Raw genomic sequence first — 14,720 nt, 5'->3', positions numbered from 1 at the left:
TGTGGTGTCCTCTCCCCCCACCTCCCTATCCCCCCCATTGTAAAAACAACTATTTTTTTTTTTTTTTTGTTTTTCTCTGGGGGGGGGGGGGGGGGGGGGGGCCCCCCCCGGGGCCCCCCCGCTCCGCACCCGCTTTTCCCTACCAATAATCACTGAGGTTCACGCCGGGGGCGATGTGGGCCTGAAGGAGGCGCTTCTCGCCCCGGCTGGCGTCATAGAAGTAAAAGCGGCCGGTCGGAAGTTGCGTGGCATCGACCGACAAGCTGTCCACGTCATCGAGCATCGACGAGGCGGTCAACCGGTTTGCCGTGCGGAAGCACAGTCGAAAGTTCAGATTGTTCCGCAATGAGCTGTCCATCGCGTCGGTCGTCGGCTTCTGCAGCGCGCAAACCAGGATAATGCCAAGCGCCCTCGCTCGCCGCGATATGCTAACTAAATTGGCCATCAGCCGCTTCGCAATAATCTTCTCCTCTTTCGTGTCGGCTGCGTCCATCTCGCCCTGGATCTCCGCGTACTCATCGACAACCACAACAATCCGGCCGTTTGGCCAGTCGCGCAGCTCGCGCTCGCGCATCAGCGCCTCCCGCTCACCCATCGTGTACATCAGGCCGCTGATGGCCTTCACGATGTCAGCGAAGTCCCACATGATTTCGACCTTTGGCGCTTCTCGGTAGCGGTTGAACTCAACGCCCCCTTTCAGGTCGATAAGGATGAGACGCTCGACCTCCGGCGATTCCGTCAATTGCCATACAAGGCTGTGCAACCAAACGGACTTTCCGGCTCCCGACACCCCACTTACAAGCATGTGCTGCAAGTGCCGAACGGGCTTTACGAACTCTAGGCCCGTGGCGACCCTCGTTCCCACCACAATCCCCTCCGACCGTTTGATCAGAGGAATCGGGTCATCGAGTCGACGGAAGCTTTCCTCTTCGCCTATCCGCGCGGCTGTCTCTCTGGCGAGCTGAGCTTGGCCCTCCGGGGTCTTGTGATACTCAGCCTGCTTTAGCTGTTCTCTTGCCTTAATCATAACCTCGCCATACCGCTTGGCGGCCTTTAAACTCATTCCCATGGTGTGTTGCTCCTGGAGTTGAAATTTAGTGATGCGCTTATAATCAGGCTGTTCAGCTCAGCGCTTGCCGTGTCGCGCTTCGAAGAGTTCGAAGGCCTTACTTGCGAGGTGGGCTTCGTAGTGAGCGATTGCCTGACGTAGAAACAGGCGCCGTAATCGCCTGCTGAAGTCGTTCCCGTATTCCCGTCGGCGCACGATGATGCCGCAAGGATGGTCGGCCAGCACGTAGAACTCAAACGTCAAGGGCAGTGCGGGCGTTGTCACTTCGAATTGGATATTGAATACAGGTGTCCCCCACGGGGCGTGTCTCTCGAACCAGTAACAGTCGGGAGCGAGCATTTCGGACCTCCAACGGATGCGGGGCCGCGCGGGAAGCGCGACCCCTCCGTTTCGTTAAGCTGCTGTGCCTTGGGATTTGACAACCGGTCGCGAGGCATCAGCCTTTGCGTCCGGCCGGCTCAGGAGCTTGACACCCCGGTAGTAGATGTTGCTCTCGAATGACGAGACATCCACCACCATCTCGACGTGCTTGCCTTCCGCGCAGGTCGCCGGATCGAGTCCTTCCGGCAACTTCACCGTGATCACCTCGACCGATCCGTTGCCGCTGCGCTTGAGCAGCTGGAACGAATGGCCTGTTACCCGTCCGCGTGAATCGCGACTTTCGCGAGTCCCGCGGCTCAGCCCGCTGGCAATGATCTGTCCGTCGTACTGTTCGCTCATTTTCGATCTCTCATTTTTAATGTTTCAGATGCGGATAAAAAACGACGCTTCAGCGCGATGCTCACGGCCCCATGGCGAATCCCTCCCGTCGTTTGGGTTGACCCGGCTCGTCGAACGATCGACCGACGAGAAAGAAATCGCCGTGGCGGGCGTCGCCGCACCAGTCGTAGAATTCCGTGCAGATGAAGCGGCCGAGATCCTCGGTCGTCTGCTCAAGCTCCGCCTCGCGGGGATCGTCCGTAAAATCCAGGTCGTCCTCGGCTTCAAGATTGCGCGAGAGCGCGACCAGCCGCCGGCCTTTCACCGCGTCGGCGAAGGCAATTACGGGCACATCGAACATCAGCTCGAGCGGCCCACCTTCGGTCTTGCGGTACAGCTCGGGTTTCAGCCGACCGACCGCATGAGGCTCGCCCTTGTCCCAATAGACCAGGCTGCCGGGCTTGGTTTCGTATTTGACGATCTCACGGAGGGTCTTGAGGCCGATCTCGGAAAGTGGAGACGTCAATCCTTTTGCGACACGGACATCAACGACCGGCAGGTAGGTACAGCGCGCCGCTTTTTTCCAAAGCGTTGCCCAGCGTTTTTGCTCGATGTAGAGCTTGCTACCCTTGTTGAAGTACGACTTCGGCACCAGGAGCAGCCAGTGCGCGTGAGCGTGCCACTGCTGCGTTATCGCGTTGCGTGTGAATTCGATTGTCCGCACGTAGGCAATGACTGCACGCTTCACTGACGCATAAGTCATCAGGCGCGAACAGGCCTCGATCAGCTCGCCGGTCCGATAGCGCAGCTCGTGAGAGGGGCAGCTTTTAAGAGTCGTCGTTAGAAAGATGCCGACCAGGTCGGGTTTGCGGCGGAGATAACGCTCCAGCGCCCTCATGACCCGCTTGTAGGTTCGCCGTTGCTTGGCCAGTTGGGCGGTCGGGCAGAGCGGGTGCTTGCACTCGTTGGGGCCTCGGACCCGCGTTCCTCGCTCGTACCGGTCGACGATGAGGCTGGTGCAGCAGTTGGTTAGAAGGTTGGCGTCATCTTCGCGACCGCCGGCCTTGAGACTGGCCGCGGTGGCCAGCTTTTCCTTATGTAGACGCCGGTAGTTGCGGTCGCCGATTTTGGGAAGGCGCTTGCCGAAGTTGTCGAATTCGCAGAGGTAGGGAGGTCGCCAGTCCCATTCGTGTTCCCAGGCCGCATCGTGCGACGGCTCCTCCAGCCATCGTTCGACTGTGGGGATGAAGCGGGCGTCGAGCTGGGCGGGATCTAAATGAGGCACCTGCGTTTCCGCAGCTACTCAGCGATCCACTCGATGCCCATACGCCGCGCCGCGTGGGTTAGTGCGGTTTCGTTGCAGCCGCTCTCATCAGGTTGACGAGCCACAACCTCTGACGATGGCAAGTGAAGATCACTTGCCGTCTTGGTCTGGTCCTTCGGGTGAGATTCAGTTTCAATTTTGGTCATAGCTCTCCCGCCTTCCGGCACGTGTCTTGCGCGGCCAGGTTTGACTTCACATTGCTCGGAGGTGAAAGCTGATGCCGATCTCGACACGACGCGCGCAGGTGCCCGTCCCCGAGCAAGCGCCCCATGCACTTGGAGCCCTTCTCGCGCGTCGTGTCTAACTCAGCCGGACGCTTACGCTTCCGATGTCTTTCGTCTCACGGGCTTGATTTCGAGCAGGCCCGCATTGATTACTCGCCACACGAGAGTCGGTGTGTCAAAGGCTTTCAGCGTTGCGGAATTTCAGAACCCGCATCATCGCATCGGGGTTCCTAGTGCCAATCTAGTTGCGAGAAACTCGCAAGTGCGAAGCGCCCCGTCGAGTAGGACGGGGCGCTTCGTTGCCGGTCATGCTGTCGCGAACGAGACTCCGCCCCGAGGGGCACAGCGCGTGACAGCCTGTAGAGGGTTGCACTGCTGCGCCCCTCTAAGGCGTGCACCGCAAAGGGCTCGAACTCCTTTGCCGTGCGACCTTCACTCTGCGAGACGCCGGACATCGGTTCGGCAACAGAGTGAAGATTCTTGGAAACGATTGAGATGCTGTGCAGTGTCCTGCAGGCGTCGATAAAACCGTTGCTCCGATCTGGTGCATTTGGCAAGCACATTGTGTGGCGGGGGGTAGGTCGCCCAGCAAGATCAATCACTTAGTTGGATAGGAGTTGTCGCATTAAGTGCTTGGCGGAAGTCGGCGACCGCTTGCGGTCCACCAGAAATCTCAGTTCGGGCACGGCCCAATGTCGGAAGCAACTACGACTTCAAAGAAATCACCAGCGGCGTAAGTCTGTGGGGGCGTTCGATGCGGGTCCCCGCAACCAAGTTCGGACCTGACCGGTCCCGATCCGAAAATGGCCCGCGCTGAGCGGGCCATTTTTGTTTTGGGAGGCGCTGCGGCGGAAACGTTGGCCGCACCTTGCGCAAGAGTGGGGGAAGCCCTCACTCCGGATAGCTAAGGATCATCTTCAGCAGCTTCGGGAACCGCGCATTGATGTCCTCCTCGCGCAGGACGTTGCGGTGCTGGACGCCTTGCTTGGAGGTCCGGATCAGGCCGGCCTCGCGCAGGATACGAAAATGGTTCGACAGGGTCGACTTCGCCATGTCAGGGCAAGGCGCCGCCTCGGTGCACGACATGCAATCGTTCTGCGCGGCCAGGCTCTTGACGATCCGCAGCCGCATAGGGTCCGCGAGCGCTCCCAGCACCCCAGCCAGTGAAATCTCGCTCCGCGATGGGTGGACGAACTGCACCATGCATAAAATATAGCACCTCCCTTGAACTCATTCAATAGTTCACTAGTATTGAACTATTGAATATCGGCGTCGTGCCGGATGGTGGAGAATGTGATGACCAAGAGACTCGAAGGAAAAGTTGCGCTCGTGACCGGCGCATCCAAAGGCATCGGTGCCGAAATCGCGGCCCGGCTGGCGGCCGAGGGCGCGGCGGTCGCCGTCAACTACAGCTCCAGCAAGCAGGCCGCCGACCGCGTGGTCGCCGCCATCGTCGCCAAGGGTGGCAAAGCCGTCGCGGTCCACGGCAATCTGGCCGACGCCAAGGACGTGACAAGCGTGGTCGCAGAGACCGTAAAGGCGTTCGGCGCGATCGATATCCTTGTCAACAACGCGGGCATTTACGAATTCGCCCCGCTCGAGGCCATCACGCCTGAGCATTTCCATAGGCAGTTCGACCTCAATGTGCTTGGCCTGCTGCTGGTCTCGGGCGAAGCTTCGAAGCACTTCAACGCCAATGGCGGAAGCATCATCAACATCAGCTCCGGCGTATCGACCATCGCGCCGGCGAACACAGCCGTCTACACCGCGACCAAGGCGTCGGTGGATGCAATCTCCGCCGTCCTGGCGAAGGAGCTGGCGCCGCGCAAGATCCGCGTCAACGCCGTCAACCCGGGCATGATCGCGACCGAAGGCGTCGTCTCGGCCGGCCTGCACGAAGGTGACATGCGCAACTGGATCGAATCCACCACCCCGCTGGGCCGCATCGGCAAGGTCGAGGAGATCGCTGCCGCAGTGGCCTTCTTCGCTTCGGACGACGCGTCGTACGTCACGGGCGAGACGCTGCATGTGACAGGCGGCCTGCGCTGACGGAGCGCGAAGCTTAAGGGTTTCTAAGAGGAGATGGCCCGCGTCGTGCGGGCCATCTTTATCGCGCGTCTCTCAAAACCCCGTAATCGCCCTCCCGTCCGCCCCGACCAGCATCGACGGTGCCTCGCCGAACACCAGTCCCTCCGGCTGAAACTTGATCGTCTTTCCGCCCTCGACGAACTCCGCAAAATTGCGCGGTGTCGCCGAGTGCACGCCGTTCTCCAGGAAGTCGTCGATCTCGTAGCAGGTGTCGGGCTTGCCACCGGAGCCTTCGCCCAAGAATTTCTGGAAATTCTGGCTCGTCACTTTTGCCTTCTTGCGCGCCGACCAATTGGCGTAGCGGCGGTAGAGCTTTGGCATGATCACCGGGCCCTTGTCGGTCGCGAGCACGTCGGTCTCGTTTGTTTTGGGTTCGCGCAGGTCGAAGTCGAAGGCGGGAATCGTCCTGGCGAGGTGCTTCCAGACCGGCAGCTTCCTCGTTCGCGCGGTCTTGGCTAGCGCGAGGAAAGCTTTGATTTCGTCGTCGTTCATCGAGGAGTAGAACGTCGGATAGGCGAAGCCCTGCTCGACCAGCCAATGGTTGACGTCGACCTTGTGGCCGCCGACCGTGACCTCGATGTCGCCGACCAGCCGTCCATAGGTGTCGAACACCTCGTTCGGGGCATCGACATGCGTGAACACCCGGCACGCCAGCGTCGGCTCGCCGCTGCTGCCGATAAAATCATGCAGCGCCTTGCTCGTCGTTGCGCCGAGAAATTGCCGATAGGGATGCGTGACCTCGTGATAGGGCTGTCGCCTGGCGTCGGTCAGCCCCTTCTTCTCCGCGGGCGAGAGCGGCGAGGGCTGGTAGTGCAGCTCCGGCGCGTCAATGCCCTGCAGGCGAATGGTAAGCTTGCCGTTCTTGATCGGTGCCGTGTTGGTGCGGCCCTTGACTTGGCGTCGTCGAAGGCGTGGGTCGGGTGGAACGGCGCGGTATCGTTCTTGCGGAAGCGGATCGCGTCCGGCGCGACATTCACCACGACCTTGGTGGTGTCGGCGTCCGACCGCCCCTCCGGCCAGAACTGGCCGACATCAATGCTGCCTTCGACCTCCAGCAGTCCAACGGGCATCGGCCGCTCCTGTCATGGTTCAGGAGGCAGCGAATCATTTTCGTACGACAAGCCCGTGACGGAAGATGCGACAGGCATGACACCTCAAGGACGCGCCGGAGGTTCTAACCCGCGCGCTTGTAGCGCGCGGGCGGAGATGATTTTCTGAACGAAGCAGGATGTATCCGGCAGCTCACGATCTGTGCGGGCAGACCATCGTCAGATTGAGCAGCGTCGGCTTGTCCGAGCCCTTCTTGTAGTCCCACTCCAGCCGGATCTCGTGCCGGTGTGCGAAAGCGTCGCTGGCTTCGTGGGTGATGATCTTCGTCTTCATCGGGATCGGCGGCTCGGAGTTGAAGCATTTCCGGACGCAGGCATCGAGCAGATCGCATCGCGTCAGGGGAATGACGCCCGGCTCGTCTCTGGACAGGGGAACTGTGTTCGGCTGGGTGCTGAGGTCGACGCGGGCCCGGCCTTTTTCCTTGTGCCAGTACTTGGCGCTTCCCTGCGGCCAGTTCGATGCCGGGTTCAAAATCAAATGGTACTGGCCGTATTCCAAGGTCGGCAGGTCGATGTCGTCGGACTCTTTGAGCTTCGCGACGCTCTTCTTCATGTTCGCCAAAGGATAGTAATTGCTGTTCATCAAGTCTCGAAATGCCTTGCCGCTATATACCAGTCCGGCCATCGCCTCTTTCCTTCGTATGTCTGTTTGTCAAAATCTCTCGTGCGGTGGCCGAAAATACGCGTCACCCTACGGCCGATCACGCTGTTTGTTGTGCGCAGTCAACGCTACCACTCAGGAATGTATTTCGTCCAGAGAGCCTCCATCTCGCAACGTCGCATGTCGCAAGGCCGATTGCCACGCACTTTCCTATAGGTATTGTCAGGTTGAACGCCTGGCAGGGGTTGGGGTGAGACTGCCAAGGCAGTGGTTGAAGGCGCTGGAATGCATTGTTTCGCGTGTCAGTCGGCGATTGGTCCGGGCGACAGCTGGTGCTCCAAATGCGGGGCGGCGGTGCGCCAGCACGTCGATCCCGACAGCGAACGACGGTTTGTGACGATTTTGCGCGCCGACGTCGTCGACTCCACGGGTCTTGTGGCCGAGCTGGAGCCGGAGGCGGCGGTATCGCGCCTCGAACCGGCTCTTGCGGCGATGAGAGGCGCGGTGCGCCAGTTCGGCGGCATCGTCAGCAAGGAGTTGGGGGACGGGTTGGCCGCCGTCTTCGGCGCCCCGATCGCCGACGACAACCACGCCCCCCTGGCCTGCCACGCGGCCATTGAGCTGGTCCGGCGCGTTGGCAGTCTGGGCGATCCAGGACTTCAGGTCCGGGTCGGCCTCCACTCGGGTCATGTGGTGGCCTATATGGTCGCGAGCGAATTTTCCAAGGTCTACGAGATTGGCGGCGCAGCCCAGCACTTGGCGGCGCGGCTGGAGGCGGCAGCCGAGGCGAACCAGATCTACGTCTCCGAAGCCTGCCAGGAGCTGGCGGACGGACACGTCCGCTTTGAATTCCTGGGCCGCAAGGCGCTCCGTGGTTTCGGCGAGCCCCTGCCTGTCTACCGGGTCATGGGGGCGAGCGATCTGTCGAGCTGGCGGGTCCGACGGGCGCGCAGCGTTTCCAGATTCGTCGACCGCACGACAGAGCGGGCCTTGTTGTGGCGCGCTGCGGACAGGGTTGCTGCCGGCCGGCAGACGGTTCTGCTGATGGGTGACGCCGGCATTGGCAAGTCGCGACTTGCGCATGAATTCGCGCAGGATCTTCGGGCTGGCGGCTGGCGGCTGATCGATGTCGAGTGCAGCCCGAATCTCCAGGGTGCGCCGTACAGCGCGCTCAAGCGCCTGTTGCTGTCGATTCTTGATACGGCTGCGAGAGATCAGACCAGGACGGATGATCCGAGAGACGCGTTGCCGGTGGTGCAACAGCGAGCCGTCGACGCGATCCTGGATTTGCCGGTTTCCGATCCGCAATGGGATGAATTGGAGCCTCACGCGCGCGGTCGCGCGATTTCAGACGCAAGCTGCGCAATCGTCGAGAGCGTCGCCCGTCGTCAGCGTACGGTTCTTTTGATCGAAGACCTGCACTGGATGGATCGGGCCAGCGATGCCGTCGTCGCCACCCTGTCGGGGCTGCAATGCCCTGATTTGCTTGTGCTGCTGACGACGCGGCCCAATGGGATGCCGGTGTGGATCGCGAGCTGCCGCGCGGAAATCGTGGCAATGCGGCCTCTCGATGACGATTCGGGCCTGGCCATGCTCGCGGACATGCTTGGTCCCGCCACGACCAACGAAGACCTGAAGAACCGGATCATCTCGCATACCGCCAACGTTCCGCTGTTCATCGAGGAAGTCTGCCGCAGCCTGAAGGACAGCGGCATGCTTCTTGGTCAGTGGGGCGACCTTACCCTCGCGCGTCCTGTGGATGAGCTCGGCATCCCCAGCAGCATTCAGGGTGTGATCGCGGCGCGGCTGGATCGTGTGTCACGACAGGAACGGTCGCTTCTCCAGATCGCCGCGGCGCTTGGACCCCGGGCCGACCAGGCCACTCTGCGAAGAGTGGCGGCCTTGCCGGAAGACGTCCTGCAGGATTGCCTCACCGCGCTCGACCGGGCCGAGCTGCTCGTCAGGATCGACAGTGAGTTGGAGGATTCGCTCGAATTCCGGCACGAGATGGTCAGGCAGGTGACCTACGATTCGATGGTCGAGAAGGTGCGGGAAAGCATCCATGCCAGCATTCTGGCGGCTCTCGAAACCGACGAGGCATGGACCGACGGTCCGGATACGCTCTGCTATCACGCGACCAGAGCGAAGGATTGGAGGAAGGCTTTTCAGCATGGCAGGAGCGCGGCTCGAAAATGTCTGGTGCGCTCGGCCTTTGCCGACGCGGTCGACTATTTCGAGATCGCGATGGGGTCTCTCGACAAGACCCCGGTGACGCACGCGCGCGAAACGGACGCCATTGACCTCCGGATGGAGGCGCGGTTGGCCTTTGCCGGGTCGGGGCGCGTCGCCGAAGCCCTGGATCTGGGGAGCGAAGCCGAACGGCGAGCCGATGCGATCGGCGACATTGGACGCAAGGTCGCGGCCATGACCATGAGAGCGGGTGCCCAGAATTTCTATGGAACGCCGGTCGAAGCTGTCGCGATCGGGGAAGATGTGGTGCATCTGGCGGAAAGCTCGGCCAATCCCGCCTGGCGCAATCTCGCGCAATACAGTCTCGGGCAGGCCTATTTTCTTTCCGGCCGCTACGATCGGGCCGAGAAGATGCTGGCCACCGCCCGCGTCCATCTCGCGGGTCTGACCGCGAGTGCTCCGATCGGCACGACCCCACGATCTTTGCTCCTGCTGTGCTGCATGATGAGCAGCATCACCCACACCGTCATGGGCGAACTCGATGCCGCCGAGCAGCTCCAGCAACAGGCCGCAGCGATCGCGGAGGAAACGGGCCGCCCCTACGACCGCGTCGCCGCCGCCTATAGCGGCGGCTGGCTGAAGCTCGGCCGCGGCGAGCCGGCGGCGGCCGCGGCCATTCTCGAGGACGGTTTTGTCCTGGCGCAGAAGCACGGCATCCGGCTCTTCGTGCCGGTGCTCGCCTGCCATCTCGGCATGGCCTATCTGGAGCAGGGGTTGTTCGACCGCGCGCGCGGCATGCTGACGGAAGCGCGTGAGGAGGCGAAGGCGGTCGGCTATACCTCGGCGGTGCTGCGCAGCTCGATCTATTTGGCGCTCGCCACCCACCGGCTCGGCGACGTCCAGGCCGCGCAGAACATGCTGCGCGAGGCACGCAACACTGCGCGGCAGCAGGGGTTCTCCGGCCTGGAGGCGGAGGCCCTGTTCGGCGAGGCCGTGGTGACGCCGCCGACGGATGCGAAGGTCAAGGCGGCCACCGTTGCCGCCCTGCGCGCGACCATCGCGATCGCGTCGGAGAGCGGTGCGCTGCCGCTGCAGCACAAGGCCGAGGCGATGCTCAACGAGATGCAGGCGACGGGTGACGAGCTCAGCTGACGGCAGTGGCGGCCGGGGCCACCGTCACGGCCGAAATCTGCCCGACGCGTCAAATAAATTCAGCAGGCGCCGCAAGGAGTTAGCTACTGTGCATGGGGTTGTTTTCGCCCTTTTATTTTGAAGGGCCCTTCATGGTGCAACGCGGAGGACGGCCCGCTTGTGCAGCCCGCTCCGATGACGATGCCCTTGCACGCGCAGCAAGGTCGGCTACCGTCGGCCCTGGCCACACGGCCAGGCGACTTTTGATTTCAATTTTTAGCATCCGATTTTCCGGCGCCGCGACGGCGCGACGCCCACCGAACGAGGCGGGGCCATGATCACACGGGACCAGTCGGCGCTGCTCGCTCCGGTCGAGCGCGATCTGCGGCTCGATCTCTTTCGCGGCATCGGTCTGTGGATGATCTTCCTCGACCACATCCCGCACGACGTCGTGGCTTGGCTGACCTTGCGCAATTACGGCTTCAGCGACGCTGCCGAATTCTTCGTCTTCATCTCCGGTTATCTGGTCGGCTGGATCTACGGGCCGATCGTCGCGGGCGGCTGGTTTCTCGCCGCGCTGAAGCGGCTGTGGCGGCGCGCGGCCGAGATGTATGTCGCCCACATCATGCTGTTCCTGCTGTTCACGGCGCAGATCGCCCGCACCGTGCGCCGCTTCGACAATCCCATGTACGAGCACGAGTTCAACGTTCACAATTTCCTCGAGCATCCGGACGTTCTGATCGGGCAGGCGCTCTCACTGCGCTACAAGCCGGTCAATCTCGACGTGCTGCCGCTTTACATCACGCTGGTGTTCGCTGCGCCCTTCATCGTGTGGTGCCTGGTGCGGCGGCCGAACCTGACGCTCGCCGCGTCCGTGGTGCTCTACGTGCTGGCGCGCTGGTTCGACTGGAACGTCGCCTCCTATCCGCCAGGCACGCACTGGTACTTCAACCCGTTCTGCTGGCAGCTGATGTTCGTGTTCGCGGCCTGGTGCGGCATCGGCCAGATCGACAAGGTCGCGAGATGGGTGTGGTCGAAGGCGGCAATGGCGCTGGCCGCGGCCTGGCTCGCCTTCGCGCTGCTGATCGTGATGACCTGGCACGTCCCCGTGCTCGAAGCCCTGATCCCGAAATGGATGATCAAGGCGATCTATCCGATCGACAAGACCGACCTCGACATGCTGCGCTTCACGCATTTTCTGGCGCTGGCGATCTGGGTGACGCATCTCATCTCGCGCAAATGGCGGACCCTGCACGGGGCCTGGCTGCGCCCTGTGATCCTCTGCGGCCAGCATTCGCTGCCGATCTTCTGCCTCGGCGTCTTCCTGTCGTTCTCGGCGCACTGGATCCTGACGCAATACACCAAGGGGGTCTGGGAGCAGCTCGCGGTCTCCGTCGTCGGCATCGTCATCATGATCGCAGCCGCCTGGCTGCTCGACCGGACCGAGCGGGTGCCGAACCTGTTCGTGAAGGTGACGGAGATAGAGGAGGCCGACACGGTCCTGGAAAGCGCGCCCGCGGACAGGTCTGCCGTGGCGCCCGCGGGCCGTTGAGGTTCGCCGGCCTGCATTTTCGCGGAGAGATCCAACGGAGAGGTTTATGCCGAGATTTGTGTTGACGATCGCAGCCGCCCTCCTGCTCCTGATCTCTGGTGCATCGGCGCAAGCACCCTCGCCGGAGGCGATGAGCGCGGCTCGCAAGCTCGTGGTCACCTTGAAGATCGCGGACCAATATCGCGCGCTGTTGCCTCAGCTCCTGCTCAAACTGAGGCCCGTGGTCGCGCAGGACAGGCCGGAGATCGAGCGCGACTATGACGCGGTGACGGCACCCGGCTCCGAGATCTACACTCCGGCCCTCACCTCGATGGTCGACCAGGTCGCCGCCCTCTATGCCCAGAGCTTCAGCGTCGACGAGCTGCGCCAGATCGAGGCTTTCTATGTCCAGCCGACCGGGAAGAAGCTTCTGGAGAAGTCGGATGCGCTGGCCCAGGCAAGCGCGCAGATCGGTCAGGACGTCGGCCAGAAGACGGCCGACGAATTGAAGCAGCGCCTCATCGAAGCGTTGCGCCAGAAGGGGCACAAGCTCTGAGCTCAACTCTTGCGTAACGGCGCCGCGCTCGCTGGCTGATTTGACGCGGCCGGTTGCCCCGACTACGCTTTTGCAAAAGACGAGAAGCGCGTGAATGCCATGGCCCGACGTGTGCTCAGGGCGGCCCTCACGCAAAGAGAAAAATTCTGGGGAGCGGAAATGACCGGCGACGTCGCAGCGACCATCTCGAAGACCCGCGAGCATTCCATCGGCGATCTCCTCCGCCGTGCGGCGGGCCGCGATCCGGGCAAGCTCGCGGTGAGCTGCGGCACTGTGAGCTGGACCTTTGCCGAGATGGACGCGATCTGCAATCGGCTCGGCCGCGGCCTGCTTGGCCTCGGCGTGAAAAAGGGTGACCGCGTAGCCGTGCTCTCGCGCAATTCGCACGCCTTTGCGGCGCTTCGGTTCGCGTTGGCCCGGATCGGCGCGGTGCTGGTGCCGATCAACTTCATGCTCAATCCGGACGAGATCAACTTCATCCTGAAGAGTTCCGGCGCAAAGCTGCTCGCGGCCGGCCCTGATTTCGTCGAGCCCGCGCGCGCGGCCAGCGCCAGGGATTGCGCGGTCGAGAAAATGATCTGGCTGCCGGGTGAGGATCCCGCCACGGCGCCCGCGGGCCTCACCACCTTCGACGATCTCCTCAGCCCCGACGGCTCGTACCTCGAGGCGTCCGTCGACAGCCGCGATCTCGCGCAGATCGTCTACACCAGCGGCACGGAATCGCTGCCCAAAGGCGCGATGCTGACCCATGACGCGGTGATGTGGCAGTATGTCAGCTGCATCATCGACGGCGGCATGAGCGTGGACGACAAATTCCTGCACGCGCTTCCGCTCTATCATTGCGCGCAGCTCGACGTGTTCCTGGGTCCGCAAGTCTATCTCGGCGCCTCCGGCGTGATCACGGGCAAGCCTGCGGCCGACAACATTCTGTCATTGATCCAGACGCACAGGATCACATCGTTCTTCGCGCCGCCGACGATCTGGATCGCGATGCTGCGCTCGCCCAATTTCGACAAGACGGATTTGTCGACCTTGCAGAAGGGCTATTACGGCGCCTCGATCATGCCGGTGGAGGTGCTGCTCGAGCTCCAGCGCCGCCTGCCCAGCGTGAAGTTCTGGAATTTCTACGGCCAGACCGAGATCGCGCCGCTTGCGACCGTGCTGGGTCCCGCGGACCAGCTGCGCAAAGCCGGCTCGGCGGGAAAGCCCGTGCTCAATGTCGAGACCCGCGTGGTCAACAGCTCGATGGAGGATGTGAAGGTCGGCGAAGTCGGCGAGATCGTGCACCGCTCGCCGCATCTGCTCTCCGGCTATTACAATGATCCGGTCAAGACGGCGGCGGCGTTTTCCGGGGGCTGGTTTCACTCCGGCGATCTCGCCACCGTCGATGACGAGGGCCACATCGCCGCGGTCGATCGCGTCAAGGACATGATCAAGACCGGTGGCGAAAACGTCGCAAGCCGCGAGGTCGAGGAGATGGTCTACCGCATCCCCGCCGTCTCCGAGGTTGCGGTGATAGGCCTGCCCGATCCGCGCTGGATCGAGGCGGTGACTGCGATCGTCGTGGTCAAGAGCGGCGAGAAGCTCGACGAGGAGTCCGTCATCAAGCATTGCGCCGGCCAGATGGCGCATTTCAAGGTGCCCAAGCGCGTCATCTTCGTCGATGCCCTGCCCAAGAACCCGAGCGGCAAGCTGCTCAAGCGCGAGCTGCGCCAGCGCTTCGTCGGCGGCGAAACGCTGGACAAGGCGATCCAGAAGAATTTTGGGACCTGAAGCTCGCGCCTCAATACTTCTTCACGTGGGCGCCGAACGCGAACCACAGCGCCATGGACGCGAGGCCAAAACCGCCGAGCAGCAGGAATGTCGGGCCGTAGCCGATCCATTGCGCGATCCAGCCGCCAAGCGCGGGACTGAGGCTCGCGCCGACGCCCTGCACGGTGATCACGGCACCTTGGCCGAGATTGATGCGGCCGGTGCCATTGAGCGAGCGTGCGACCATGCCGGGGACGGCAACCGTCTGGAGTCCCGGGGGGGGGGGGGGGGGGGCCGCCCCACACCCCCCCCCCCCCCCCCCCCACCACACCCCCCACCCCCCCCCCCCCCCCCCCCCCCCCCCCCCCCCACTTCCCAGTCATCGAAGTCCCCACAGCCAAGTTGATACAGGTGAATCGCGCGTCGGGTCAATTTGGGATTGGATA

Annotated in this window: 14 protein-coding genes and 1 pseudogene; 5 read left to right on the top strand and 10 right to left on the bottom strand. The window is 62.6% G+C overall.

Annotation, left to right across the window (positions count from 1 at the left end):
* Nucleotides 1–139 precede the first annotated feature (139 nt).
* From AC0L21_RS09905 to AC0L21_RS09880, 6 genes are all read right to left on the bottom strand, one after another.
* On the bottom strand, nt 140–1,069 hold the full coding sequence (locus AC0L21_RS09905) for an FtsK/SpoIIIE domain-containing protein (protein ID WP_473260701.1): 930 nt from the start codon (nt 1,067–1,069) through the stop codon (nt 140–142).
* A 57-nt stretch (nt 1,070–1,126) separates the two neighbouring features.
* On the bottom strand, nt 1,127–1,408 hold the full coding sequence (locus AC0L21_RS09900; RefSeq protein WP_473260699.1) for a hypothetical protein: 282 nt from the start codon (nt 1,406–1,408) through the stop codon (nt 1,127–1,129).
* 54 nt (nt 1,409–1,462) lie between these two features.
* Complete coding sequence (locus AC0L21_RS09895; RefSeq protein WP_473260697.1) at nt 1,463–1,789, bottom strand: hypothetical protein; 327 nt, start codon at nt 1,787–1,789, stop codon at nt 1,463–1,465.
* Nucleotides 1,790–1,850: 61 nt separating this feature from the next.
* Complete coding sequence (locus AC0L21_RS09890; RefSeq protein WP_473260695.1) at nt 1,851–3,053, bottom strand: protein rep; 1,203 nt, start codon at nt 3,051–3,053, stop codon at nt 1,851–1,853.
* 14 nt (nt 3,054–3,067) lie between these two features.
* Nucleotides 3,068–3,238 carry a hypothetical protein gene (locus AC0L21_RS09885; protein ID WP_473260693.1) on the bottom strand — a complete coding sequence of 57 codons (171 nt, stop codon included), beginning with the start codon at nt 3,236–3,238 and terminating at the stop codon, nt 3,068–3,070.
* A 969-nt stretch (nt 3,239–4,207) separates the two neighbouring features.
* A complete protein-coding gene (locus AC0L21_RS09880) occupies nt 4,208–4,519 on the bottom strand; it encodes an ArsR/SmtB family transcription factor (RefSeq protein ID WP_473260691.1) in 312 nt (103 codons plus the stop codon).
* 93 nt (nt 4,520–4,612) lie between these two features.
* Between AC0L21_RS09880 and AC0L21_RS09875 the strand changes: the two genes are divergently transcribed.
* The gene (locus AC0L21_RS09875) at nt 4,613–5,365 is read left to right on the top strand and encodes an SDR family NAD(P)-dependent oxidoreductase (protein ID WP_106942175.1); all 753 of its coding nucleotides are present in this window, start codon (nt 4,613–4,615) and stop codon (nt 5,363–5,365) included.
* Between the two features lie 72 nt (nt 5,366–5,437).
* Here the strand turns inward: AC0L21_RS09875 and AC0L21_RS09870 are convergent, their stop codons facing one another.
* From AC0L21_RS09870 to AC0L21_RS09860, 3 genes are all read right to left on the bottom strand, one after another.
* Nucleotides 5,438–6,220: a thermonuclease family protein gene (locus tag AC0L21_RS09870; RefSeq protein ID WP_473261144.1), complete on the bottom strand. Its 783-nt coding sequence runs from the start codon at nt 6,218–6,220 to the stop codon at nt 5,438–5,440.
* A complete protein-coding gene (locus AC0L21_RS09865; protein WP_473260689.1) occupies nt 6,172–6,474 on the bottom strand; it encodes a hypothetical protein in 303 nt (100 codons plus the stop codon). The genes AC0L21_RS09870 and AC0L21_RS09865 overlap by 49 nt, the downstream gene beginning before the upstream one ends.
* A gap of 172 nt (nt 6,475–6,646) precedes the next feature.
* On the bottom strand, nt 6,647–7,138 hold the full coding sequence (locus tag AC0L21_RS09860; RefSeq protein ID WP_354207743.1) for a hypothetical protein: 492 nt from the start codon (nt 7,136–7,138) through the stop codon (nt 6,647–6,649).
* A 261-nt stretch (nt 7,139–7,399) separates the two neighbouring features.
* On the opposite strand from AC0L21_RS09860, the gene AC0L21_RS09855 reads away from it, so the two are divergent.
* The 4 genes from AC0L21_RS09855 to AC0L21_RS09840 all read left to right on the top strand — a co-directional run bounded on the left by AC0L21_RS09855 (nt 7,400) and on the right by AC0L21_RS09840 (nt 14,295).
* A complete protein-coding gene (locus tag AC0L21_RS09855) occupies nt 7,400–10,456 on the top strand; it encodes an ATP-binding protein (protein WP_473261141.1) in 3,057 nt (1,018 codons plus the stop codon).
* A gap of 313 nt (nt 10,457–10,769) precedes the next feature.
* The gene (locus AC0L21_RS09850) at nt 10,770–11,987 is read left to right on the top strand and encodes an OpgC domain-containing protein (RefSeq protein WP_473260687.1); all 1,218 of its coding nucleotides are present in this window, start codon (nt 10,770–10,772) and stop codon (nt 11,985–11,987) included.
* A gap of 46 nt (nt 11,988–12,033) precedes the next feature.
* Nucleotides 12,034–12,522: a DUF2059 domain-containing protein gene (locus tag AC0L21_RS09845; RefSeq protein ID WP_473260685.1), complete on the top strand. Its 489-nt coding sequence runs from the start codon at nt 12,034–12,036 to the stop codon at nt 12,520–12,522.
* 159 nt (nt 12,523–12,681) lie between these two features.
* Nucleotides 12,682–14,295: an acyl-CoA synthetase gene (locus tag AC0L21_RS09840; protein WP_473260683.1), complete on the top strand. Its 1,614-nt coding sequence runs from the start codon at nt 12,682–12,684 to the stop codon at nt 14,293–14,295.
* Between the two features lie 10 nt (nt 14,296–14,305).
* On the opposite strand, the pseudogene AC0L21_RS09835 reads toward AC0L21_RS09840, so the two are convergent.
* Nucleotides 14,306–14,548: pseudogene (locus tag AC0L21_RS09835) on the bottom strand (MFS transporter); the annotation flags it as partial.
* Between the last annotated feature and the right edge of the window lie 172 nt (nt 14,549–14,720).

It is taken from the genome of Bradyrhizobium sp. WSM4873 (assembly GCF_055811355.1).
The sequence above is the reverse complement of the archived record's forward strand: the minus strand, read 5'-3'. Positions and strand labels throughout refer to the sequence as shown.